Source organism: Vibrio sp. 947 (assembly GCF_033339115.1).
GTDB lineage: Bacteria > Pseudomonadota > Gammaproteobacteria > Enterobacterales > Vibrionaceae > Vibrio > Vibrio alginolyticus.
The window spans coordinates 1-22,280 of the sequence record NZ_JAWOTX010000020.1; the positions used below are offsets into that span (position 1 = coordinate 1).

Below are 22,280 nucleotides of genomic sequence, written 5' to 3' on the forward strand. Positions count from 1 at the left end.
ATGAGTAGTTTTACAGGCAAAGCCGAAACGGATGATAACCACCTACTGAAGTAGGTGGTTTAGGGCTGAAAATAAAAGTAAGCGTCCCGATTGAGGAGGGATGGTTGCTATCTTATTATCATTTAGATCGTAAACCACCAATTCACCTGCATCCTTTTCCGTCCAAGATTCGTTCATGTAAAAAACGGTTGTCAATCGACGGTTTTCATTGCCCTTAAAACAATCTAGATGCTTTTGGTAGAAATCCCCTTCCTCGTACTTGGCAAAGTGAGCTTCATACTCAAAAAGCCCCAGAAACAAGTGACGGTTCACTTCTTGGCGTATTTCTTCCATCTTATCTAAGTAAGAAGTAACCGCGTGCCCCATATTGGGCGATAACCATTGAATTTTGTCACTTCGAATTGACTCAATACGTGTCACATCGTCATTACGACCAATACGCGCTTTTTTCCAGTTACTTGGAATGCAGTCTCGTAATTGAGCCACTTCTTGTTCAGAAAGAAAATCATCCCAGATGTAGTAGCCATGGGTTGCTAACGCATCGATCATTTTATCCATTATTGTCGTTCACTCATATTAGTTGGGCGGTCTATATAAAAAATCTTCAACCCCACAACAAATGCGATTTTTTGTCGAAACGACAACAAAATAAAAAGAGACTAAAAATAGGTGATGACGAATATAAAAATGCCGCTCATATGAGCGGCAATATCTTTTATTATTGACGAGCTTCTAATCTCGTTGGATGAACTCGCAACGGACTAAGACGTTTAATAGTCGGGCGTTGTTTGTTTTTTAACTGGATATGACAAAGTTCCAGAATTAAGCCGAATGCCATCGCAAAGTACACATAACCTTTGTTGATATGAATTTCGAAGCCTTCTGCCATCAATAAACCACCTAACAAAACGAGGAATAACAAAGCAAGTGTCTTAAAACCAGGGTAACACGACACCAGGTTATTGATTTTTTCTGCTGTCATGACCATCACGATAGCAGAAGAAACAATCGCTGCGACCATAAGTGGGACATCACTTGTCAAACCAACGGCGGTTATCACCGAGTCCATCGAGAATACAGCATCCACGGCAACAATCTGCAACAGAACTACCGCTAAACCAGTACGGGCGTGAGTTGAGTGAGCCGACTCGTTGTGATTTAACCAACTCCACAACTCTTTCAGGCTTTTAGCCAAGAGGAATGCACCACCCGCAATCATGATGACGTCTCTTCCGGTAAACGCATGGTTCGCCAAAGAAAATAGCGGTTGAGTCAGTTGCATGATCCAAGAGATTGAAAACACTAAACCAATACGAGCAATAACAGCAAGACCAATACCAAGGTTTCTTGCCAGCTTACGTTGGTGCAGCGGCAGTCTTTCACATAAGACAGAGATAAAAACGACGTTATCAACGCCTAAGACAACTTCAAGCGCAAACAAAGTGGCGAAAATAGCCCAAGCTTCTGGTTGCATAAAAAGTTCTAGCATGAGCATGTCTCCAATAATAAGAAGACATATGGTGAAGGGTTTTGTCGACTAAAGGGGTCGTCCATTAATTATTTATACCTTTGTTACTGAGGGATCATGAGTAAATCACCAAACAATCAACAAAACAATATCTATTTTAATTAACAAGGAACAAGTTTAATTCGTGTACAAATCAATCAACTCCTCCAAATTGATTAAAATTACATAGAAGCTTTAGAATTGAATAAATGAAAGCATTAAAGTCCAACAAAACTAAGATAAATTTCTAGACTTATAAGCACCATCAACCCTTATGCAACCCATTAAATGCATTGAGCTCAAAGAGAAACAGGCGTGTTTCCGAGATAAACAATAGTAAAAATTTGTTTCATGCTGATATACTGCCAAAAATCATAAGAAACCATGCTATTTATGGACTACATTGCTCTTTCGCGTATAAGCCTTAAACATCTAACTGTTTTACATATGTTGTTAACCACTCACAGCGTCACACTTGCGGCAGAACGCTTGTGTGTAACACCATCGAGCGTCAGTAAAACGCTCGGACAGTTGCGCGAAACGCTAAAGGATGACCTTTTTTATCGTGATGGCACTCGCTTAGTGCCGACAGCATTTGCGCTGCATATAGGCCCATCAATCCATGGCATACTCTCCAGTATGAATGGGTTATTACATCAAGGCTCTTTTAATCCGGCTTACTATCAAGGTAGTTTTTCATTAGCAATGCGTGAAAGTTCGTTTGAGCTCTTTGCGCCAGTTCTACAGCACTTGTCCCAACAACTGAGCAATCACGCGCACTTGAATGTCCATGCGAAAGAGGAAATGAGCTTCGATGCATTAGCAAGAGGTCAAGTGGATTTTTTGTTGCTTCCTCACGATCTCAGCCAACCACCCACACAAAATAAAGACTTGGTCTGGAAAACCATTTTGAAAGACGAAATGGTTTGCTTAATGAGAGCATCGAACCCACTCGCTGAGCAACCCCTATCTGTTGAAAGTTACCTTTGTGCAAGACACATCGGTATTCATGATAAAGATCTGTCACAACCTTATTTTGAGCAAAATCTCACCCAAAGGCATTCAAAGCGAAACTTGGCCATGCGTGTAGCCGACTTTGGTTCAGCTGCGGTGATGTGTCAGCACTCGGATTACTTGTTCACATGCTCCAAGCTTTGGGCAAGAGCGGCAATGCAAGCAAAAGGTTTGGTTGAACAAGCTCTTCCATTCGATTACGGACAGGTAGCCTACAGCCTCGTTTGGAACAAAGCGAGCTTAAACGATCCCGCTTTAAAATGGTTACAGCAACAATTACTCGACGCCTGCGCCATGTTAGATGCCTGTGATGCGTAAGCATAGATAAACAACGGTACTACGTGAGTACTGTCGGCACTGTGATAGGGTTACTCACGTAGCATCGAAGCTCTGATTTTAAGCGTTCGATATCATGATGAGAGCACATATCCCAAGTTAACGCCTCCCCCACTACTCCGTGATGCTGAAAGGCATTTAAACGGATAAGCACCGATTCAGGAAGAGTACTCAAGTAACGCCCAATTGCTACGATTTCTATATCTAAATCACTTTTTTGGGGAATATGCAGTAAGCGGACCTCGTACAATTTTTCGTGCTCAACAAGGTACTGAAGGGTTTTAAATACACGATGATTATCACGCCCAGTTAGCCACTGATGCGTCTCCGTCTGCCACGCTTTCAAATCGATCATTGCGCCATCCAGAAAAGGTAGAATACGCTGCCAACCAGCAACCGCTAAAGAACCGTTACTGTCGATGAAACAAGAGAGGTGCCGTAATTCAGGATCTTGTTTTATCCCTTTAAACAGCTCAATAATGAAAGGAAGTTGTAAGGTAGATTCCCCACCGGATACAGTAACACCACTGATGAAAAAGCGATGTTTGCGTATCAAATCGAGCATTGTTACTACAGAGTAGTCAGTAATTTTTGGATTAGATTGGTTCTGACATATCTCTATACAATGATCGCAGTGGGTGCACTCCTCTTTAAGCCAAACAACGTTGTTGTTTTCGTCGAACTTCAATGCGCCTGCTGAACATTCACTCACACACTCACCACAATGATTACAATGGTTTATCGTGTGAGGATTGTGGCAGTTCAAACACTGATAGTTACAACCCTGTAGAAAGATGACTAGACGATTTCCTGGCCCATCAACACAAGAGAAAGGAAGGATACGAGTGACTTTTGCCAAAAGGCTTCCACTTCGTCTAGACATCTTGTTCTTTCCTAAACCGAACTTATGCCTGCGTGTAAGTCGGTGTTACTTCATGACTCACCACACGTGGCGAGCGTTCTAAAATTTTGGTATTTTTTGCTGCTTCTGCACCTAGAAACGTCGTGTTGGTTCTCGAACCTTCTTTATCATATTTCGCGACATCTGAAAGTTTGATCATGTAGCCTGTCACGCGAATTAAGTCATTTGAAGTGACATTCGCGGTAAACTCACGATAACCAGCATTTAGTGCCCCTTTACATAAATTGAACATCGCTTCTGGGTTAGATTTCACCGTTTCATCAATCGTCAAAATATCGCTGATACCCGCACGATAATACTGATGATGCTTCGCCGTTGCTTGTACATAAGTGACAGGGTCTGGCTCTGCACCATAAGGCAGACGTACACCTGGCGTAACATCATGATCTAAGCTAATGCCGCCTTGTGCATGTAAGAGCGCTTTGCCATCTAAACCATATTTCACCGGGGTTGAGTCCACCAGTTTAGCCAGTGTTGCTGAAACATCATGAGCAAAAGTATTTGCTCGATCATTTTTTCCGTATCGCCCTATTTGCCCTTCTTTTTCAAATAGAAGGATTACCGCTTCGGCCATGCCATAAACGCCATACATTGGCGCGAAATAGGACTCTTTTATCAACCCTTCTTGCGTCAAAAAGCCTTGAAAGAAGTTCGATTTTTCATGCAAGTGCGTGCTTCTTGCGTTTATGAGCTCGACCATTAATCGATGGTAAGAAGGCAACGCACTGTTTAAGAAGTCGTTACAGTCTGATGCTCGTTTTGCAACTTCTTTTAAATTCATTCGCACCAATGTGTTCGAGCCACCTGCTAATGGAAGCGAGTTGTAGCAACTTACAATACCAAAGCGTGAGCCGTTGTAGGCTTTCGCGTGCATTGGGTAATTGGCAATATGCGGTTTACTGCATTCACAAATGTTCTGTGTCGCTTGACGAAGTAAATCATCAGGTGTAACTGTCTCGTCGTACATAAAGGTGAGATTCGGTGCGATCTGCTTGAGCTCCGCATCTACTTTTAAAACAGTGCGACAAATAATGTTGTCTGTCGGTCCGACATTCACATGCATAAACGCATCTGGCAATGTGCGATCCAGCATGATCCAAAAATGTTTTAACTTTTTGTAAATCTGGCTCTCTGTTAGGTCGCCTATGTAAGGCAACAAGACATCATCTAACTGGCCTAAGTAAACCGGAATGTTCGTTACCGAAGGAACATGATGGTAAATGATGGTAAGCATATTCAACGCATCATCGAAATCATCAGCCGGAGACAACTCTAAATAGTCTGAGCCTTGCGATAGAAATTTAGCGTAATCAGGCAACACATAGCGAGGTTTAAACGGTGCATGACCTTCAAACATATCGCAGATGATGCCTTCATCCATTGCTTGTCTCAGTGATGGAGATACGGTCATGTAAGGAATGCACGCTTCCGCCTCTAAAGCTAAAAAACTCGACTTCTGTTTTGGAGAAAGACGGACGTCGGTCGCGATATCTAGAAAACGTTGTTGTAGTTTAGAAAGGCTTGTCATCTAAGATATTCCTACAAAGTAACCACAAGCCCACAAGACAAAATACGAGCTCTACCCCTAAAGAGTAACGTGATTTTACTCCTGCTTGGCTGTTGCCACTAATGAAAATAAACAAAACGTCTATTTCCATTCTGGAAATAAGACAAAGCTAAATTAGCGCATTCCAACTTACTATATGGGAAAACCTAACTGCGTACCGAAATCTGTCTTACTTATCGGTTTGCCGTCGACAACATCACGCCTGCACCAATAAATACTCCACCAGTCAAACGATTGAACAACTTCGCCCTTCCAGCGACAAACAACCAATCGGAGGCTTTTACCCCTAACAATGCATAAAATGTTAGCCAGCTAAGCTCAAAAACCACAAATGTAGACGCGAAAATCGCGTATTGAGCCAGTAGCGGTGCGGAAGGTTCAATGAATTGAGGAAACAAAGCGGTGAAAAAGACTATCGCTTTGGGGTTACTAGCGCCAACAATGAAACCACTAGTGAACGCGCTGAACGCTGTCGCGGAACTTTGAGTCGTTGCCGTTTTATTAAAATCTCTCTGAGATGAGCGCAACGCTTGAATACCTAACCAGATTAAATAAGCGGCACCACACCATTTGATAATATTAAAAACTAACTCAGATGAAGCAATGACAACTCCCAGCCCGGTAAATGAGAGCGTAAGGATGCTCGTAATCGCAGACAAACTGCCAAGTGCAGTCATGAAAGCAATACGAAACCCACTACTCACTCCTTTACTTAAACACAACAGTGAGCTTGGTCCTGGTGAAGCTGTGAGCACGAGAATGGCAAGAGTGTAAAAAATCCATGTATCTATTTGCATTGGCATCCCTTCCAGCAAAATGAGGTTTATAGCCCATTGTGTATAGAACTATTTTATCGCCCGGTTTCTATCCATGAAGCCGAGGTCTTAATAACCATCTTGCATCTAAATAACTTAGAAAAAATTAATAGATAGTTATGCAAATAAAATACGATCTACATGCAAGGATGTAAAGCCTGTTGTATAAGCTTATCTATTTCTCTTAATCATAAAAAGGCTTAGGATCGATCTCTAACGATGAAGGCGCGATCGCTCTTTCAATTTTGTACGCACTCGTTTTTAAATCCACCATCGTGACATCAATGTATCGTTTATACTTGCGGGAGTAGAAACATTTCACTTCTGGCTTTAATGCTTGAGATTCATTTGAAGACCAAACAATACCAACACGCCCATCGTTCAACTCGACAATGGAGCCTACGGGGTACATCCCAATGCAATTAATGAATTTGTAAACTAAGTCTGCGTCTAAATGAAATGGCGTTAGACTCAACAAGATTTTAAACGCTTCCGCAGAACTCATGCCTTTTTTGTAACAGCGATCAGCCGTTAGCGCATCGTAGATATCTACAATACAGCTCATACGGCCGTGAATTGGAATCTCATCCCCCTTCAAGCCTCTAGGATAACCATTGCCATCTAACTTCTCGTGGTGCATCAAACAAACATCACGGCTTACTTCACTAAGCCCTTTTACGTGAAGGATAATCTCACCTGCGAACACTTGATGTAGCTTCATATGTTCAAATTCTTCAGGCGTTAGCTTCGCTGGCTTGTGCAAGATCTTATCATCGACTTTAATTTTACCTACATCATGAATAATGCCACCTACAGCAAGCTGTTTTAGCGTTGGCTTATCCAAGCCCAAGTACTTACCGAATGACACTAAAAGACAAGCGACATTGACGGAATGTTCCAATAAGTAAGAGTCTTTTTTTCGGAGTGCAGAGACACACTGCAACGCATCTGAGTCAATCAAAACACTTTCAATGACATCGTCAGCCCAAGCTTCTACTTCATCAACTTCAATGATTTTTCCTTCAAAAGTTTGATTCAATAGTTTCTGCGCCAAATCTTTTGCTTCGGCGATCAGCTTTTTGGCTCGCTTGTGTTGGATGTCTCTCGAACGATAAGTTCGTTGACCCCTCTTAAAATCTGAGTGTTTCTGCTCTCTCGTCTCTTTAGTGGCATCAGTTGATTCATCTACAGGCTTGAAGACACACTGCTGCGAAGATAATGTTTGATCTACCCAAACATACTTTACGCCACTTGTAGCAAGCTTCTTAATGCCTTCAGGGCTAGATATCCGCCCTGCATTGGCTAAATTGACGCGCTTGTTGTGCTCTATCGCGGTAACAAACATACCAACGCCGATATCAGCGAGCGCAATTTTGATTGAATTTTTCGGATCGTACTGCATATAAAGAAGGCTTACTCGATATTAACGTCCGCATTATAAGAGATTTGATTACTTGGCGTGATAATAAATTTGAATTGATTACAATTAATGAGCATCCTGTCAATTAATAATCGGTCGCGCTCATTAAGTCCTTTTTGTTATTATGGTTTTATCCAAGATAACATATATACAAATGACGTTAGAAAACAGCACATTGATACCGACACAACTGAAAATAACTTTAGGATAATTATTCATAAATATTTATAGATTGCGGACGGCATCAATAACTGTATTTTATAAATGATTTTTACTGTTGACTATTTTTTATAAATGTCGATGATTAGCCGCCTAATCTTAGTATGTTATTAACCTAGTAGCGCATAAAATGATAGCCAAACAATTTGAACTGACACTTTTGTGATTGTAATGTACGCCAGCAGATCAACTCTATGTTATCAACCCCAACACTCATCTCTGATGCTAAAAGGCTCGAGGAGGAAATATCTTGACCACCATATTTGACCAACAAGTCTCAGATAGTGACCGAGAGTTCCTAAAAATCGTCGAAGAACGATTCATTCATATCTTCGATGTATTTAACGAAGGCCTCTTTTACATGGATGAGTTTGGCACCATGGTATTTTATAACAAGGGCTTTTATGAGCAGCTTGGTATCAACGCTGGTCGAATCAGCTTAGAGCAATGGTTAGACCTTGTTCACCCTCTCGATCGAGAAGACTCTCCACTCGGGTCGATGCTCACATCATTACCAACAACACGAGGGTCACAACGACCTACCGCGTGCGTAAACCCAATGGACAGTACGTCTGGATTGAAGGCGTAGCCATGACCAAAGAAACAGAACATGGTCATTATATGGTTGGTAGCCACCGTGATATTTCTGAACGCAAGCTGATGGAAAGCTACATTCATCAAGTCGCATTTCATGACAATGCGTCAGGTATGGCTAATCGCGCCCATCTCTTGCTGGATATTGAAGATAGTGTGCGAGCCACTGATTCTTGTGCATCTATCTGTTACATTCAGATAGAAGAGATTAAATCTTACTTAAATCAATATGGCAGCGAGTTGGTCGATGGGTTAGTGGAAAAATTGCTACAAACTCTCAGTCACCTACCTTCTCCAAATAGTTCTGTATATCGCGTACATGATGATGACTTTGCGATTTTGATTCACGATGAATGCTCGGTAGAAACGCTGCAAAGTTATGCCGAAAGTTTAAAGGAAACCTACCACGAGGCAGTGATTGAAGAGGGCCAATACTTAGGAAGTAACATTAGTATTGGTTTGTATCCTTGCATAGATCCAAGTCACTCAGCAGAGGAAATATTACGTAAAGCAGCACGAACTTGTCAGTACGCAAGCGAGCAGAATAAAGACCGTGTTGCGGTTTACAGTGAGAAAACTCAGCATGCCGTAGACCGTTATTTCTTTATTGAGCAAGGTCTAAAAAGTGCACTTGAAAAACAGACATTAAGCGTTAAGTTTCAGCCAATTATTGACGCCAAAAGCTCAAAAGTAGTGAGCTTCGAATCTCTGGTTCGCTGGCGTAGCAAAGAGTTTGGCGAAATTTATCCAGACGAATTCATCCCCGTCGCAGAGAACAAAGGTTTGATTGTCGAACTCGGATATCAAGTCTTTGCCAAAGCGTGTGAATTTATCAAAAACTACCGTGAGCGTTACCAAAACCAAGTTCGTGTAAACGTGAATGTTTCTGTACTTCAGTTAATGAATAGTGAATTCCCTGCGCGAATTAAAGCCATGGCGGATGAGGTTGGTGTCGATCCTGAGTCTATTGTGTTGGAACTAACAGAAACGTTTATTTTGGATAATAATCAGACAGCCATTGCCCCTCTGAATACCCTCAGGGAACTAGGATTTGCACTCTCTCTGGATGACTTTGGATCTGGTTACAGTTCATTAAATAGCTTCTTCGACCTCCCGATGACACAAATCAAAATTGATAGGTCGATGGCGTGGAAAACACTAACCAACCGCTCTTCACAAGAATATCTGAAGTTTCTTATCACTATGTGCCAGGAAAATAATATTGAAGTAGTGATTGAGGGAATTGAAGACGCCAAAATGTGTGAATTTTTTACCGAAATGGGCGTCGATTATCTGCAAGGTTATTGGTTCTCTAAGCCACTTTCTGTTGCCAGTGCAAGCCGCTATTCGTTGAGTTAAGCATACTAGAGCAATATTCCGCACGGCCACGTTAAACATGCTGAACTATTCACTATAGATTTCAGACACTAACTGGCCGTGACGAAAACAAAGCTTAATGCCCCCTATTAACGTAGGCGTTCAAACACCACACTCTGATCTAAATGTTCGTGATACTGAGTGTAATCTAAGCCCACATCAAAGATATATTGGGTCACCAGGTTTCTAACGCACTCTATTAATTGGCTTGCTTGCCATGGTTTTTCAAAGTAGCGGTCAATGCCTGCGGAGTTGATCGCATTAATCGTATCGGTGTGCGTCGCTTGCCCGGTAAGAAGCACTTTCCTCGTAAAGCCAAAACGACCGTCTTTTGATACATCGGTCAGCAGTTCTACTCCCGTTTTACCTGGCATCACATGATCGGAAATAATCAATGCGATCATCTCGCCTTCTGCATCAAATTCATCCATCAGTTCTAGAGCCTCACCTGCTGATTCGCAGTCTTCGACATTCAACCATTGATTTAACGGCTCTAAATCTTGTAGAACCGCGCTTAGTACCTCTCGTTGGTCATCAACGCAAATTACATTAAGCTTCTCCATGTTCACCCTCTACTGGTAACTTGATTCTAAAAATCGTTTTTTCACTGTCGCTCTTTACCACAATAGAGCCGTTATATCCGGCGATAATGCGCTTCACAATCGACAGACCTAACCCTAAACCAAACGACAATCCCCCCTTTTTAGTGGTGAAGTTTGGCCGGAAAATTTTTCTACGTGTCGCTTCATCAATTTCTGGTCCATTGTTAGCAATCGTGACCAAAATTTTACCCTTACTCTCCCGAGTATGTATTTCGATACCGGGTTTCTCCGTTTCACCAAGTGCATCGCACGCATTCTTTAATATATTTACCCAAACTTGGACGAGTTCGGTTTGAGAACCAGTAAAAGCAGGTAAATCCGCAGGGCTAAAACGAACACTCACTCGTCTTAAGTCACTTTGCAATAGAGCCAATGCGCGATTGATTGAATCATTGATGTTAATCGCTTCATCCAAGTCGATATCCGTGCGCCCCAATTGTTTTACGGATCGTACAATGCCAACGGTATGTTTAGAGGCAATGCGTAAGTCATGGAGATCTCGTCCCATTTGCCAGAAACGTATCGCTTCTTCTGGTCTTTTTAGCCAATGTTCCGAAAGGAAATTATTTGGAACGGCACGTGCAAGATCACGAGCAACCTCCTTGGTTAAACCGTAGTATTTTTCGAAGTGGCGCCCCCGCTTTCTCGCTTCGCTAGAAGAGACTTTCTGCCCTTGCATTAAACCAAAATCAAAAAATTGACTCGCTTCCGGATGAACTTCTTCAAGCAATTCCATGATAACTGTCTCTAGCCGTTCTGATTTACTGCTTACAACGCCTATCGCATTGTTCAACTCATGAGCAATACCCGCTGCAAGCTGCCCCAACGTTGTCATTTGCTCTGCGGTATGAAGCTTTTGTAGTGCTTTTTCTTTAGCCAATGCCTCTTGCATTGCGCGCCGTTGACGACGAGATAATTCGTTAACCATCACAGGCATAAATTGTGTCGTCAATGGTCCGTATGTCGCCTCTTCCACGGCAGGCGTATCACGCTGTATCCAAGCCAATTCAACATCGGTTTGAGCAATCACTGTCGAAGAGGCAGTCCACGTACCAGAAAAGAAACTATGTACGCCAATAAACGCACCTTGAGACGCAGAAAATACCTGAATCGGTTTCTTGTCATCTTCCGCGTAATAGCCCGCCAGTTCTCCCGACAGCACATAGTACAAGCGATCGTTGTAGCCAGCTTGCTCAATAAGCACCGACCCGGATAAAACCGTTAATCGGCGTTCAAGGTGATTAAAGTAGCGTTGTACTAACGCGTCTAACTTCGTTTCGTACATGGGTTATCCAATATGCCCAACAGTATGTAAAATCCACACCATCACAAAGCTGAGTAATACGCCAATCACGCCTAGCACGGCACCGATACGAGCCATTTGGCCGCTCCCGACATGCCCTGTTGCATGAGCTAACGCGTTTGGTGGCGTACTGATTGGTAACGACATACCGAGTGAAGCAGCAAATGTCACGACCAAGATCAGAGTAACTTCACCGCCGAGAGGCGTTAGCGAAGCCATAGAAGTACCCAGCGCAGCCATAATCGGCATCAGCAAGTTTGCGGTGGCTGTATGCGACATAAAGTTTGCCATTAACAAGCACAAGAAAGCCGCACCAAACAAGACAACATATGGCGAGAACTGATCAAACGGAATGCTGTGTACCACCAGCTTCGCAAGCCCGGTTTTATCTAGAGCAAGGCCCAGAGCAATACCGCCTGACACCAACCAAAGCACATCCCAAGAGATTTTCTTCAAGTCTTCTTTGTTAATGATGCCCGTCAATGAGAACACTGCGACCGGAATTAATGCTACTGTGTAAGAATTCATTCCATGTGCAGACCCCATCAACCAAAGAATAATCGTGCCGGCAAAGGTGACGTAAACCATTATTGCTTTGGGTGTTTTCAAAAACTTGCTTTTAATGTTCAGATCGATGGTGGTTTGTTCGGCTTTATATAAAAAGCCAATCAGAAACCAGGCTAACGCCATCATCACAATAACGAATGGCACACCAAATACCATCCATTCACCAAACGTAATTAAGTTGTCACCAACCAAATATTTTAGGGCGATGGCATTCGGTGGCGTGCCGATTGGAGTACCAATGCCACCAATGTTGGCTGCAACAGGAATACACAAGGCGAATGCAATTCGACCTGGGTCTTTAGGCCCGAAAACCGCTATCACAGGGGTTAAAATGGACAACATCATCGCTGTTGTTGCGGTGTTTGACATAAACATGGAAAAAACAGCGGTGATCAGCATCAACCCCAGCATAACGAACTTTGGTTTTTGTCCAAATGGTTTGAGTAACACTCGGGCTAAGTTGACATCTAACCTGTACTTTGTCGCCGCCATAGCCAAAAAGAAACCGCCGAGGAAGAGCATAATAATCGGACTAGCGAAGGTCGCCATTATCTCGTTGTATTGTAATAGTTCACCAAAATGTGGCTGCCCCTCTTGCAAACGAAAGAGCACAATACCTTTATTTGATACAAGCAATAGCTCTAGGACAATGATCACAACCGAAGTGGCGTAGATTGGAATTGGCTCGAATACCCAGCAAAGTGCGGCAAGCAAGAAGATTGCAATCACTCTTTGCTGGACGATAGTAATGCCATCAAATGGGAACGCAGAGAGAGGCATTAACCAAACAAGCAATGGTATCAATGTTGGAACAACGTATTTGAGATAAGGGCGCATAGTACTACTTCTCTTCCTGAGATGGTTAGCCAGACACATTTGGCGTTTGGAACGCTATTACCCGCCGCAAAACCAAAACTTTCAGACTGTTTTTTAAGCCTTCAGAGACGAAATGCGGTAATGGCGTTCCAGAGAAGATTATGTACACTGTTTTCAAACAAAACGTTGGTGCGAGATCAATGAACTCGCTTTCACATTGGAAAACATTTTATATCTGTGTTCAAGCTCACTAAATGCTCACTATTTAAGTTAAATATACTTTTCCATCATAAAGTTAGTTAAGGTTTCTCCCCTAACCTCAACACGTTGTCGAGACTTAACTGTGAAACCCATTTTCTCGTAAAAAGGTCGGGCGGTAATACTCACTTCAGAATACAGTCGTTTTATCCCCTGTACTTTCGCCTGTGAAAAAAGAAAAGACATCAAATCACGACCAACACCTTGTCCTTGGTATTCATGATGGCAAAAGAAATGATCAATCAAGCCGTCACCTTGCAAATCACAATAGCCAACGACCTGCCCTTCTATCTCCGCGACGTACGGTTGAATATCGTCCATTTTTCGTTGCCACACATCGAGGTCAAAATCTGATGGTGCCCAAGCGGAAACTTGTGATTCCGTATAATCGCGACGATTAATGATTCGCACAGTATGGTAAAAGAGTGCCCACAGTGTTGGGGCATCCTCGGTGCGATAGCAGCGTATTGAGAGCATCAATTTCCTCATTCCTATTCAATAAATACTAAGCATTAACGCAAAGTGATACTAGTGAACTCATCATTTTCAATGCCAATCACTAAAGGCTTCCCAATCTGATCACTGTTCATCAATACGGTTGTATTCAGCTCTCGGCTTGATCTGCGTATATTGCTTTTTCTTATGATATGAATATTCACAATATAATCGGAATACTCCTTTGTGATTCCGCCGGAAAATTCTACGTGCTCACTTTCATTGTCTCGGACAACATGAAATTTTCGATTGGCTTGAATATCAGTACTGATGGAGGAGTCACCATAGTTCAGCACAACGGACGTTGGTTCGCTATCTTGATTGGCAAAACAGCCAAATGCGAACATGCTTAATGCGAGTATACTTTTTGATTTAAACATTAATTATTCTATTTCTAGTTATTTTTCTGCTATTTGCATGACCAAACAGCACTTGTTCTGTGAGCGCCTATTGTGCCATAGCTGAACGCTGACTCTAAACGCGCAAAAAGATGAGCGATGAAAATTCCGTCCAAAACAAGCAAATGTGAGACAATGTGAGGGTCCCAAACTCACTCAACCAGTCAAAGGCCACTGTAAATCTCTGTTTTTTTATGCTTTTAATTCATGTGACCGTGTAAGGAATACATACAACCTCTTACTTTTTCATACGCAACTAGATGAATCGTTCGAGAAATACGGCATCGTCTATGCCACATGTTACAAATCGGCTTACCTTATTATTACGTATGAACTGGAATTATGGCACTAACTTCCCTCTCTCTTTTAATAAGGAGAGGATTTCAACAATCAGGCTTGCCACGTTTTTATAGCTAAAATCAGTAGAGCGTTACCAACATCGGTTGGTCTAGGAGCAATAAATGAAAGACCCTCTCAACTTTACTCACCTTGTAAAAATTTGGCTCATGTCAATCGCGGTTATGCTGGGTGGATGCACTCAAGGAGATTGGCGTACCGCTAGCAGAGAACCTGCGGGTATCGCACCCGATCCTTCCAATGTTAAGCATGCTGTGATTGAGTTTTACGCCGCAGACGCGTTTGGTTGGCGAGGCTGGTTTGCCGTTCATACATGGTTTGCAATAAAGCCTGAAAATGCGAACGAATATACAGTGTATGAAGTAGTCGGCTGGAGAGTGAATCGCGGACAACCCGCTCTATATCAGTACCAAACTGGGACGCCAGATCGATATTGGTATGGTGCAAAACCAGAAAAGATCCTCTCCATACAAGGTGAAAAGGCCCGCCAGCTTATCCCTAAAATACAAAGTGTTATTAACCAATACCCTTGGGCTGAAGAATATACGCTGTTTCCAGGGCCAAATAGCAATACATTTCCGGCTTGGGTGGGTAAACAAATTCCAGAATTAGAGCTGAACTTGCCGTTTCGCGCAATTGGTAGCGGTTACGCCAGCGATTAACAGCAAAGATTAGTCACTGGCTCGTTTTATGTTCAGCATAAAGCGCAATATCTATTGTGCGTCGTCACCCAACTCCGTTCTATTTCTTCCATTATGTTTCGCTTTATACAGTGCATTATCGGCGTCTTTCATTACCGCTTCAATTGGTGTGTCATTGCCTTTCCAGTGAGAAACGCCCAACGAAACCGTGACCTTACCAACCACCTGAAAGTCATGTTGTTCCACGTTGTGTCTAATACGCTCTGCAACATCCATAGCGTGGTTTACGTCTGTTTTTTCCAAAAACATCATAAACTCTTCACCGCCAGAACGACACAGGTGATCATTAGAGCGAGCTTGGTCTTTCATTAACTGCGCAAACTCTCTAAGTAAGTTGTCACCCACGTCATGGCCATAGTTATCGTTTACGCTCTTAAAGTGGTCAATATCTAGCGCCAAAACAGAGAACGCGGTATTTTCCTGCTTAAACAAACCAAGAACTTTATCTAATCCACGTCGATTCAATAATCCAGTCATCGAATCTGTTAATGTATCCAGTTGCAGCTTATCAATGGTTTTTGACACGATACCAAATGCTTTAAGAAAACTAAGCTTCAAATGTGAGACCTCAAAATACCAAGACTTAACCAGTTTGAGATCATCGATAGATGATGAATGTTCTTCGACACCTCGCACAGCACCCGCTAACTGCCAAAGTGGTCTAGAAATAAGAAGGGACAAGAACCAAATTAGCAACAAAGTTAATAAACCAATTGGAATCGACTTAAGGAAAACATTCCACATCTGTTCATCTAGCACAGATAACGTCATCGATTTCGGGCGCTGAGCAACAATTCCCCATCCTGATGACTTTACTGGTGCATAACCAGCAAGCATTTCGACGCCGCGAGAGTTAACAATTTCTTTGTTACCGCTCTGCCCCATCGTCACCGCTTTGATTGCCTCATTATCGTCGATTACTTCACCAACTCTCGATTGATCTGGGTGATAAATCAGAGTGTTACTCTCATCGACAACGTAAAGGAAAGAACCATCTTTGTATGCGTGCTGGCTGAGTAACTCTGCAAGAATATTTTCTTTTTCTAGATAAATAGTGCCGCCGATATAACCTAAATATTCATTAGATTGAGAAAATATAGGGTATGAGATGGTTAACAAGTAATTTCCAGCTGGCGATATAAATGGTTCAGTAACAACCGGTGCTTGAGCGTTTAAAGACTGGCGTTTTCTTTCACCCACTAACCTTACACCTTTCACCTGAAGTGTTTCAGGGGATACAGAAATAATAACCCCTTTTGCATTAACGACAACCACAGAGTTAAATGATTTGGTTTGCGTTCTTAATCTCTCAGCCTCTTTATCAAGAAGCTGAGCGTCATGCATCTTGTCTTTTAGCACGTTCGCACTGTATTTTAACTGCGACATTGAGCTTTCTATGAAAGAGTCTGTCATTTCAGACATTTTTTGGGCGTAAACACGGTTTGATTCTAACGTGTTATTGATGATGAGATCCCTTTGAACACGATAAATCGAGTAGAATGCGTTGATCAAAGTGACAAGCACACTGAACACACATAGGGTGACAATAAGATTTCTAAGATTGAGTTTTTCTTTTCTTCTAAAAGACATTGCCAATGGCCAACTTTGAAGGCTTTCTATATGAATGAGCGTATAGGTTATATGAAATTGATTTGATTTTCAGGTAGTAAGTTGGGATCAATGTTAATATTTGCTCACATTAAAGAACACTTTATGAGCTAAAAAGAGAATTCAGTAGCACGATAAAGAACCGTGCTACTTTCATATTTGGCGTTTAAGAGGATTTTGTTTCTGTCATCGTTTTTAATATATCCACAACTAGCTGATGATCATCTAACTGCGGTAAACCCGATACCGTCACAACCCCAACCAAACCAGACCCAGAAAGCCGAATTGGGAACGCGCCACCATGAGCACAGTACTCACGAGCATCGAGATGAGGCTGATTTTCGAAATCACGTTGCTTTTGCTTGTTGTACAGAGAAAGATAGTAAGAGCTGTGGCCATACCTCAATACTGAGTTTCGCTTCCTACGGACCCAATCTAAATGATCAGCACAGGTTCCTGCCATCGCGTATTGAAATAGCGTTTGTCCAAAGCCGTAAACCTCAATAGCAACAGCCGCGCCGCGAGCTTCAGCCTCTTCTTTTAGAGCGAGGCCGATAGACCACGCAATATGGTGATTAAATTCCGCCAACTGAAGTTCATGCTCTTGCAGGGCCACGAGTTCAAGCGTCAAACTCATGGCTTCACCTGAATCGTTTTACCCGTTTTACTGCTTTCCAATGCCATCTCAATCAGAGCGATATTCTGTACTGCTTGAGCGGCAGGAACCGGGTTATCAGTGCCCAAACGAATGGCGTTTGCCACACCAACAAAGTAAGCTTGGTACGCGCCTCTCTCCGTTTTGATAGTTTGCGCACCGTCTTCGTCGTAACGGACGCCGTATAACGCCTCATCTTCTTCCGACCAAGCATCGTTTTCCGGCAAACGGCCTTCTTTTAAGTAGCCCTCTTGAGGATCTAATCCGAACTTTTCATATTTAGCTTCCGTACCCAATACTTTGTAGCGGAGATTCGGCTCTGGGCTATACAAGTTTGAATGCAAGTGCACAATATGCTCAGGGTAATGAAGTATCAAGTTGTAATAATCAATCGTTGTCGCACCCGGGCGCATCATTCGACATTGTGCGTCTATCGCATCTGGCAAGCCAAACAACACCAATGCTTGATCGAGAAGATGAGGAGCAAGGTCGAATAGAATACCACCACCATCTTGAGCTAGCTCTCGCCAGCGTTGACGAACTTCAGGGCGGTAACGGTCAAAGTGTGACTCGAACAGCTTTATATCACCTAACTTACCTTGTTCGATAAGAGATTTAACCGTGAGAAAGTCTCCATCCCAACGTCTATTGTGAAAAACGCTCAGCACCAGACCTTTCTCTTCCGCCAAGGCGATAAGTTCATTACCATCTTCTATCCGAGTAACAAACGGTTTTTCGACGATGACGTGTTTCCCATTGTTCAACGCACGCTTTGCAAGTTCGTAATGTACGTCATTTGGCGCAGTAATGATTACGAGCTCTGCATCACTATCATCGAGTAAAGTATTCGCATCAGAAAACCACTTAGCATCTGGCCAATCATTTTGAACCGCCTCCTGTTGACGCGAGCTTATCGCGCTCAGCGTTAAATTTGGTAGCGCTTTAATGAAGGGTAAATGAAACGTTTTTGCTGAATATCCGTAACCAATCACAGCGGTTTTTACGGGATCGTAAGCCATTCTAAGATTCCTTATTTCGGTGACACAACAATACATTCAATATCATTGTGATCGAGGAGTTGTTGAAAATCTGATTGAGGAGGATGATCGGTAATAATGATGTCGATCTTTGACAAATCACATACGTGGTGGAAATTGTCGCTACCAATTTTTCGGGATTCACAAACGACGATGACCTGCTGAGCTTGAGCAATCATCGCTTGTTTCATTGTTGCTTCTAACAAACTATTTGTTGTCAGCCCCCGGGATGACAATGCACACACGCCAATGAACGCTTTGTTCACGTGATAATGCTGCATTTGCTGCTCTGCTTGCGCCCCTAAAACTGCTCTGGCATAAGGGTCAAAGTGTCCGCCTAAGAAATAAACGTCCATTGTGTCGTTTGTCTCAGCAGCGGTCAGCACATCAATGCTGTTAGTAACGACGTTGAGCTTGTTTTCTCCACAATGTGCTTTTCCTGCATAGAGTGGGAGCAGAGATAAAATGGTGCTGGTATCAATAACAAGATGGTCGCGCTCATCCAACAACGCTGCGGCAGCTTGAGCCAGTCGATGTTTAACGTCACTCACGGGTCGACTCGCGTATGCCTCGGTATGGGAAGAGATCGGCGCAAGCATGACACCACCTCGTATTCTTTGTAACCCAGGTTGCTGACTCAACTTAACTAAGTCTCGGCGAGCTGAATCTCGCGAGATACCAAAGTACTCACAAACTTCAGACAACGTTACTTTGTTTTGCTGCTCCAGCTTCGCTCTGAGTGCTACGAGTCTTTCTTCTTGTGTCATAACTTAAATTCACTTAAGTAATTTTAAGTGAATTTGCCACAATAATAGAAAAATTACCAACAAAACCACTTACAACCAACTCAATTGACCAAAGGTTAACCAAAGATAAATGAGCAGCAAGGCAAAACTTCCTAGGACGGTACGTTCACTCAGCCCACATAGTTAGGCGTATGAAGTTTATTTATACCCGTTTAAAACAACTGGCTCATCTAGCCCTAACTTCACTCTATTTCTTTTAATAAGCGCTTTTGGTAGTGGAATAAACCCAACATTTCGTACCTGTTGTGTATTGTGGTCGGTTGTAAGGAGTTCAAATAGCTTTGATTTTTTGATCTTCTGATTAGTGTCGAATTGTTTATTTATATAAACGTAATAGACCACGGAAAATGGATAGCGAAGAGAATAGATGCAATCTGTGCTCAAAGAGCATGAGTCATCGTTATGATGAACAGAGAGAGCCTTGTAGCTCGACCACTGTTCTGAGTATTTAAAATCGGAGTATCGCATATAAGCTTTGGCTGAAAAGTCGTCGCTTAAAGCCCGTTTCAATCGGTCTTCATCAAGCATTTGAATCGATGATTGACAACCATTAGAGCTCACATCTGGGTTACTTAAACGCATCTCCCCGAAAGCATACGTATTTGCATCACAGCGTTTCAATTCACTAACGGAAACACTATCTACCGTACTCTTTTGACTATTGATTACGACAATAGCGTTTGCCATTAAAAACAAACGTGTAGGCCTGTGGCCTCTTTCTCGTTGAAATCGGGAGATGTTTTCATCTGACCATATCTTAGATGTGATCGCAATAGAGGCTCCGTCATTTAGCATGTCGTTAAAACCACCAGACTGAGATGCAAGCGCTACATTTACACTTGGCTCATCTATCAATGTTTCTATCGTTTCTAGTATCTCTGGTTCGACAAAAATCGATGTTCGAGCCTCAGAGTCAGCAAATGCCAGCGGTGAAATCAAACATGAAGTTAGAGCAAAGAAAGGCAAGACTTTAATTTTCATAATTCAACTCCAACTTCGAGTTAGGTGTCAACTCGCTGTCCGAACTAAATATAGTCCACGCTTGTTCAGTACTTTCAGCTTTCGTGTTTACAACAGCAATTGTGCGCCTTTCCCGTTTTTTTAGTTGTACCGTCAATGCCGTATTCTGATAAAACTCTTGCTCTTCAATTCGATTATCTTGAATGCCGTTTCTCACTAGCAATTTTCGTATAGCTGCCGTTCTTTTCTTTGCCAACGCTTTGTTGTATTCGAGTGACGCTTCAGGGCTTGTGTCTCCTATCAGTATGACTTGCGCATTTGGGTTACTCTGAAGCAATGCTTTCAACTCGCTTAGCGGCATATCATGAGATGGCGTTACCTGATGCTCATCCATCGCAAAGAAAAAGCTGATCAGGTGTGTCTGCGAGTCGTTGACCCAATTCGCACAGCCCTCACTGTCAACAACCACACCTTTGGGCGTATCTGCGCAGTTATCTCGTTGGTTTATCACGCCATCACTATCATTGTCTTTAAGGTCGTTGTACTGGTAAGTGGTCAACGTCGTATTCGGTGATTCAGCACAGCCTGCTAACATGAAAACTAGAAGACTCGTCACTGCGAATTTATCCATTATTGTTCTCCTTCCAGTTCTCTGGATACTCAACTCGCAACGCATAAGTCAGAATCCCCATCGAGTTGAATAAACGGTAAGTGGCAACCAAATGATCGTACTTTGTTCGGGTGTAGTTCCGTCTCGCAACAAACGTTTCAACTTTGGCATCTAATACATCTAACAAACTGCGTCGCCCTACATTGAACTGCTGGATGTACCCTAATTCAGTTACTTTCGCCGCATCAACGTTGACTTTTAAAAACTCCATTTGCTGTTGAAGCAATGTATGTGCGTCCCATGCCAGCCTTACACCTTCATTCGCATCTAGTTCTGCATTTGCTCGAATAGCCCTCGCCTCCTCTACTCGCCAGGCAGTTGACTCCACTCGGGAGTCTGTAGAAAAGCCGTTAAAAAGATCGTAGTTGATCGTCAGCATAACCTTTGCATCTTCGTTAATGCCTTCAATATTATCCACGTTGTCTGTTTTGTTGGCTGACAGCTCAAGCTTGAGCTCTGGGTAGTAATCCCCCTTTTCTCTTTTTACTTCATGTCGAGCCGCCTCTAAATCTTTCATCGCTGACTGTATGGATGGGTGCAACCTAACCGCTTGTTTGAGTGCTTCGTCAAGCTTATTCGGAAGCAACTCCTGCGGGTAAACAGGTTCAACTAAGTTTTGCGGCGCTCGACCAACCAAACGTACAAATCTTGTTCTAGCATCGGAAAGATTGTTTTGGGCGGCAATCAATGAGGACTGTGTTGTCGCGACACGCGAAGAAACCTGCGCTAAGTCGGAGTTGCTGGTTAAACCTTTTTCTTTTTTATCTAGAATGAAACGGTAGATCTCTTGGTGTTCATTTAGGTTTCTTTCTGTCAGTTTCATCAACTCTCGGGCATGTAAAACATCCACATACGCTCTGACAGTATCTAATGCAACATTTTCCGCAGATGCCAATAAGTCCAAGCGTTCAGCTTCAGCCTCGTAAGATAGGCGATCAACATCAGCACTTGTTTTAAATCCATCAAATAACAGTTGGGAGATTCTTACGCCCATCTCCGTTCTTTCTAATGTTCTATCTTCACTGTCGATGTAGTTTCCGTTGTTATATCGAGTACCTTCGTACCCTGCTGCTGCATACAAATTAACCTGAGGAAGAAATGAACCATTTATGGCATTTCGGTCTCGTACCATCGACTCATAGCGAGAATAGCGAGCAAGCAAACTGGGGGAGCTATCGAGAGATAACGTAACTGACTCTTCTAAAGTCAAAGCGTTTGGCGACGATGATACTGCAAACAAGACCAATAACGTTGATTTAAGCCGCATCTTATATCC

19 protein-coding genes and 2 pseudogenes are annotated in these 22,280 nt (G+C 42.7%); 3 read left to right on the forward strand and 18 right to left on the reverse strand.

Annotated elements, in window-relative coordinates; all coding sequences use genetic code 11:
* Positions 1-69 precede the first annotated feature (69 nt).
* A pseudogene (locus R7Q39_RS21140) lies at positions 70-558 on the reverse strand (2OG-Fe(II) oxygenase); the annotation flags it as partial.
* A gap of 160 nt (positions 559-718) precedes the next feature.
* On the reverse strand, positions 719-1,489 hold the full coding sequence (locus R7Q39_RS21145; RefSeq protein WP_017820626.1) for a TerC family protein: 771 nt from the start codon (positions 1,487-1,489) through the stop codon (positions 719-721).
* 411 nt (positions 1,490-1,900) lie between these two features.
* On the opposite strand from R7Q39_RS21145, the gene R7Q39_RS21150 reads away from it, so the two are divergent.
* The gene (locus R7Q39_RS21150) at positions 1,901-2,839 is read left to right on the forward strand and encodes a LysR family transcriptional regulator (protein ID WP_005377737.1); all 939 of its coding nucleotides are present in this window, start codon (positions 1,901-1,903) and stop codon (positions 2,837-2,839) included.
* A gap of 19 nt (positions 2,840-2,858) precedes the next feature.
* On the opposite strand, the gene R7Q39_RS21155 is transcribed toward R7Q39_RS21150, so the two are convergent.
* From R7Q39_RS21155 to R7Q39_RS21170, 4 genes are all read right to left on the reverse strand, one after another.
* Positions 2,859-3,740: a YjjW family glycine radical enzyme activase gene (locus tag R7Q39_RS21155; protein WP_021033867.1), complete on the reverse strand. Its 882-nt coding sequence runs from the start codon at positions 3,738-3,740 to the stop codon at positions 2,859-2,861.
* Positions 3,741-3,762: 22 nt separating this feature from the next.
* The gene (locus R7Q39_RS21160) at positions 3,763-5,307 is read right to left on the reverse strand and encodes a YjjI family glycine radical enzyme (RefSeq protein WP_017820624.1); all 1,545 of its coding nucleotides are present in this window, start codon (positions 5,305-5,307) and stop codon (positions 3,763-3,765) included.
* Between the two features lie 212 nt (positions 5,308-5,519).
* Positions 5,520-6,143: a LysE family translocator gene (locus R7Q39_RS21165; protein WP_021033866.1), complete on the reverse strand. Its 624-nt coding sequence runs from the start codon at positions 6,141-6,143 to the stop codon at positions 5,520-5,522.
* Positions 6,144-6,345: 202 nt separating this feature from the next.
* The gene (locus R7Q39_RS21170) at positions 6,346-7,563 is read right to left on the reverse strand and encodes an HD-GYP domain-containing protein (RefSeq protein ID WP_149191818.1); all 1,218 of its coding nucleotides are present in this window, start codon (positions 7,561-7,563) and stop codon (positions 6,346-6,348) included.
* A 487-nt stretch (positions 7,564-8,050) separates the two neighbouring features.
* Between R7Q39_RS21170 and R7Q39_RS21175 the strand changes: the two are divergent.
* Positions 8,051-9,753, forward strand: a pseudogene (locus tag R7Q39_RS21175) (putative bifunctional diguanylate cyclase/phosphodiesterase).
* A gap of 107 nt (positions 9,754-9,860) precedes the next feature.
* Here the strand turns inward: R7Q39_RS21175 and R7Q39_RS21180 are convergent.
* The 5 genes from R7Q39_RS21180 to R7Q39_RS21200 all read right to left on the reverse strand — a co-directional run bounded on the left by R7Q39_RS21180 (position 9,861) and on the right by R7Q39_RS21200 (position 14,192).
* On the reverse strand, positions 9,861-10,334 hold the full coding sequence (locus tag R7Q39_RS21180; RefSeq protein ID WP_005377744.1) for a response regulator: 474 nt from the start codon (positions 10,332-10,334) through the stop codon (positions 9,861-9,863).
* Positions 10,321-11,658 carry an ATP-binding protein gene (locus R7Q39_RS21185; RefSeq protein ID WP_191116333.1) on the reverse strand — a complete coding sequence of 446 codons (1,338 nt, stop codon included), beginning with the start codon at positions 11,656-11,658 and terminating at the stop codon, positions 10,321-10,323. Before R7Q39_RS21185 ends, R7Q39_RS21180 begins: the two co-directional genes overlap by 14 nt.
* Positions 11,659-11,661: 3 nt before the next feature.
* On the reverse strand, positions 11,662-13,080 hold the full coding sequence (locus R7Q39_RS21190) for an SLC13 family permease (protein WP_318076796.1): 1,419 nt from the start codon (positions 13,078-13,080) through the stop codon (positions 11,662-11,664).
* A 249-nt stretch (positions 13,081-13,329) separates the two neighbouring features.
* Complete coding sequence (locus tag R7Q39_RS21195; RefSeq protein WP_017820619.1) at positions 13,330-13,794, reverse strand: GNAT family N-acetyltransferase; 465 nt, start codon at positions 13,792-13,794, stop codon at positions 13,330-13,332.
* Positions 13,795-13,829: 35 nt separating this feature from the next.
* A complete protein-coding gene (locus tag R7Q39_RS21200; protein ID WP_017634013.1) occupies positions 13,830-14,192 on the reverse strand; it encodes a hypothetical protein in 363 nt (120 codons plus the stop codon).
* A 479-nt stretch (positions 14,193-14,671) separates the two neighbouring features.
* On the opposite strand from R7Q39_RS21200, the gene R7Q39_RS21205 reads away from it, so the two are divergent.
* Positions 14,672-15,229: a DUF3750 domain-containing protein gene (locus R7Q39_RS21205; RefSeq protein ID WP_064353879.1), complete on the forward strand. Its 558-nt coding sequence runs from the start codon at positions 14,672-14,674 to the stop codon at positions 15,227-15,229.
* Positions 15,230-15,280: 51 nt separating this feature from the next.
* Here R7Q39_RS21205 and R7Q39_RS21210 read toward each other — a convergent pair whose 3' ends face one another.
* The 7 genes from R7Q39_RS21210 to R7Q39_RS21240 all read right to left on the reverse strand — a co-directional run bounded on the left by R7Q39_RS21210 (position 15,281) and on the right by R7Q39_RS21240 (position 22,271).
* On the reverse strand, positions 15,281-16,858 hold the full coding sequence (locus R7Q39_RS21210; RefSeq protein WP_005389121.1) for a sensor domain-containing diguanylate cyclase: 1,578 nt from the start codon (positions 16,856-16,858) through the stop codon (positions 15,281-15,283).
* Positions 16,859-17,042: 184 nt separating this feature from the next.
* Positions 17,043-17,513: a heme-degrading domain-containing protein gene (locus R7Q39_RS21215; RefSeq protein ID WP_053303112.1), complete on the reverse strand. Its 471-nt coding sequence runs from the start codon at positions 17,511-17,513 to the stop codon at positions 17,043-17,045.
* Positions 17,510-18,550: an oxidoreductase gene (locus R7Q39_RS21220; RefSeq protein WP_213987681.1), complete on the reverse strand. Its 1,041-nt coding sequence runs from the start codon at positions 18,548-18,550 to the stop codon at positions 17,510-17,512. The genes R7Q39_RS21215 and R7Q39_RS21220 overlap by 4 nt, the downstream gene beginning before the upstream one ends.
* 11 nt (positions 18,551-18,561) lie before the next feature.
* Positions 18,562-19,335: a DeoR/GlpR family DNA-binding transcription regulator gene (locus R7Q39_RS21225; protein ID WP_033905226.1), complete on the reverse strand. Its 774-nt coding sequence runs from the start codon at positions 19,333-19,335 to the stop codon at positions 18,562-18,564.
* 177 nt (positions 19,336-19,512) lie between these two features.
* Positions 19,513-20,355, reverse strand: coding sequence for a phosphate ABC transporter substrate-binding protein (locus R7Q39_RS21230; RefSeq protein ID WP_238855376.1), 843 nt, complete (start codon positions 20,353-20,355; stop codon positions 19,513-19,515).
* Positions 20,345-20,965 (reverse strand): OmpA family protein, encoded by a 621-nt coding sequence (locus tag R7Q39_RS21235; RefSeq protein WP_017634007.1) that lies wholly within the window; start codon positions 20,963-20,965, stop codon positions 20,345-20,347. Before R7Q39_RS21235 ends, R7Q39_RS21230 begins: the two co-directional genes overlap by 11 nt.
* Positions 20,958-22,271, reverse strand: a complete 1,314-nt coding sequence (locus R7Q39_RS21240) for a TolC family outer membrane protein (RefSeq protein WP_318076797.1) — start codon at positions 22,269-22,271, stop codon at positions 20,958-20,960. Before R7Q39_RS21240 ends, R7Q39_RS21235 begins: the two co-directional genes overlap by 8 nt.
* Between the last annotated feature and the right edge of the window lie 9 nt (positions 22,272-22,280).

Excerpts from the sequence above, each read along its gene's own strand:
- R7Q39_RS21185 (WP_191116333.1), bottom strand. The coding sequence starts at position 11,658 with ATGTACGAAACGAAGTTAGACGCGTTAGTACAACGCTACTTTAATCAC.
- R7Q39_RS21195 (WP_017820619.1), bottom strand. The coding sequence starts at position 13,794 with ATGCTCTCAATACGCTGCTATCGCACCGAGGATGCCCCAACACTGTGG.
- R7Q39_RS21180 (WP_005377744.1), bottom strand. The coding sequence starts at position 10,334 with ATGGAGAAGCTTAATGTAATTTGCGTTGATGACCAACGAGAGGTACTA.
- R7Q39_RS21215 (WP_053303112.1), bottom strand. The coding sequence starts at position 17,513 with ATGAGTTTGACGCTTGAACTCGTGGCCCTGCAAGAGCATGAACTTCAG.
- R7Q39_RS21210 (WP_005389121.1), bottom strand. The coding sequence starts at position 16,858 with ATGTCTTTTAGAAGAAAAGAAAAACTCAATCTTAGAAATCTTATTGTC.
- R7Q39_RS21150 (WP_005377737.1), top strand. The coding sequence starts at position 1,901 with ATGGACTACATTGCTCTTTCGCGTATAAGCCTTAAACATCTAACTGTT.
- R7Q39_RS21145 (WP_017820626.1), bottom strand. The coding sequence starts at position 1,489 with ATGCTAGAACTTTTTATGCAACCAGAAGCTTGGGCTATTTTCGCCACT.
- R7Q39_RS21230 (WP_238855376.1), bottom strand. The coding sequence starts at position 20,355 with ATGAAAATTAAAGTCTTGCCTTTCTTTGCTCTAACTTCATGTTTGATT.
- R7Q39_RS21155 (WP_021033867.1), bottom strand. The coding sequence starts at position 3,740 with ATGTCTAGACGAAGTGGAAGCCTTTTGGCAAAAGTCACTCGTATCCTT.
- R7Q39_RS21165 (WP_021033866.1), bottom strand. The coding sequence starts at position 6,143 with ATGCAAATAGATACATGGATTTTTTACACTCTTGCCATTCTCGTGCTC.
- R7Q39_RS21160 (WP_017820624.1), bottom strand. The coding sequence starts at position 5,307 with ATGACAAGCCTTTCTAAACTACAACAACGTTTTCTAGATATCGCGACC.
- R7Q39_RS21200 (WP_017634013.1), bottom strand. The coding sequence starts at position 14,192 with ATGTTTAAATCAAAAAGTATACTCGCATTAAGCATGTTCGCATTTGGC.
- R7Q39_RS21240 (WP_318076797.1), bottom strand. The coding sequence starts at position 22,271 with ATGCGGCTTAAATCAACGTTATTGGTCTTGTTTGCAGTATCATCGTCG.
- R7Q39_RS21205 (WP_064353879.1), top strand. The coding sequence starts at position 14,672 with ATGAAAGACCCTCTCAACTTTACTCACCTTGTAAAAATTTGGCTCATG.
- R7Q39_RS21220 (WP_213987681.1), bottom strand. The coding sequence starts at position 18,550 with ATGGCTTACGATCCCGTAAAAACCGCTGTGATTGGTTACGGATATTCA.
- R7Q39_RS21225 (WP_033905226.1), bottom strand. The coding sequence starts at position 19,335 with ATGACACAAGAAGAAAGACTCGTAGCACTCAGAGCGAAGCTGGAGCAG.
- R7Q39_RS21235 (WP_017634007.1), bottom strand. The coding sequence starts at position 20,965 with ATGGATAAATTCGCAGTGACGAGTCTTCTAGTTTTCATGTTAGCAGGC.
- R7Q39_RS21170 (WP_149191818.1), bottom strand. The coding sequence starts at position 7,563 with ATGCAGTACGATCCGAAAAATTCAATCAAAATTGCGCTCGCTGATATC.
- R7Q39_RS21190 (WP_318076796.1), bottom strand. The coding sequence starts at position 13,080 with ATGCGCCCTTATCTCAAATACGTTGTTCCAACATTGATACCATTGCTT.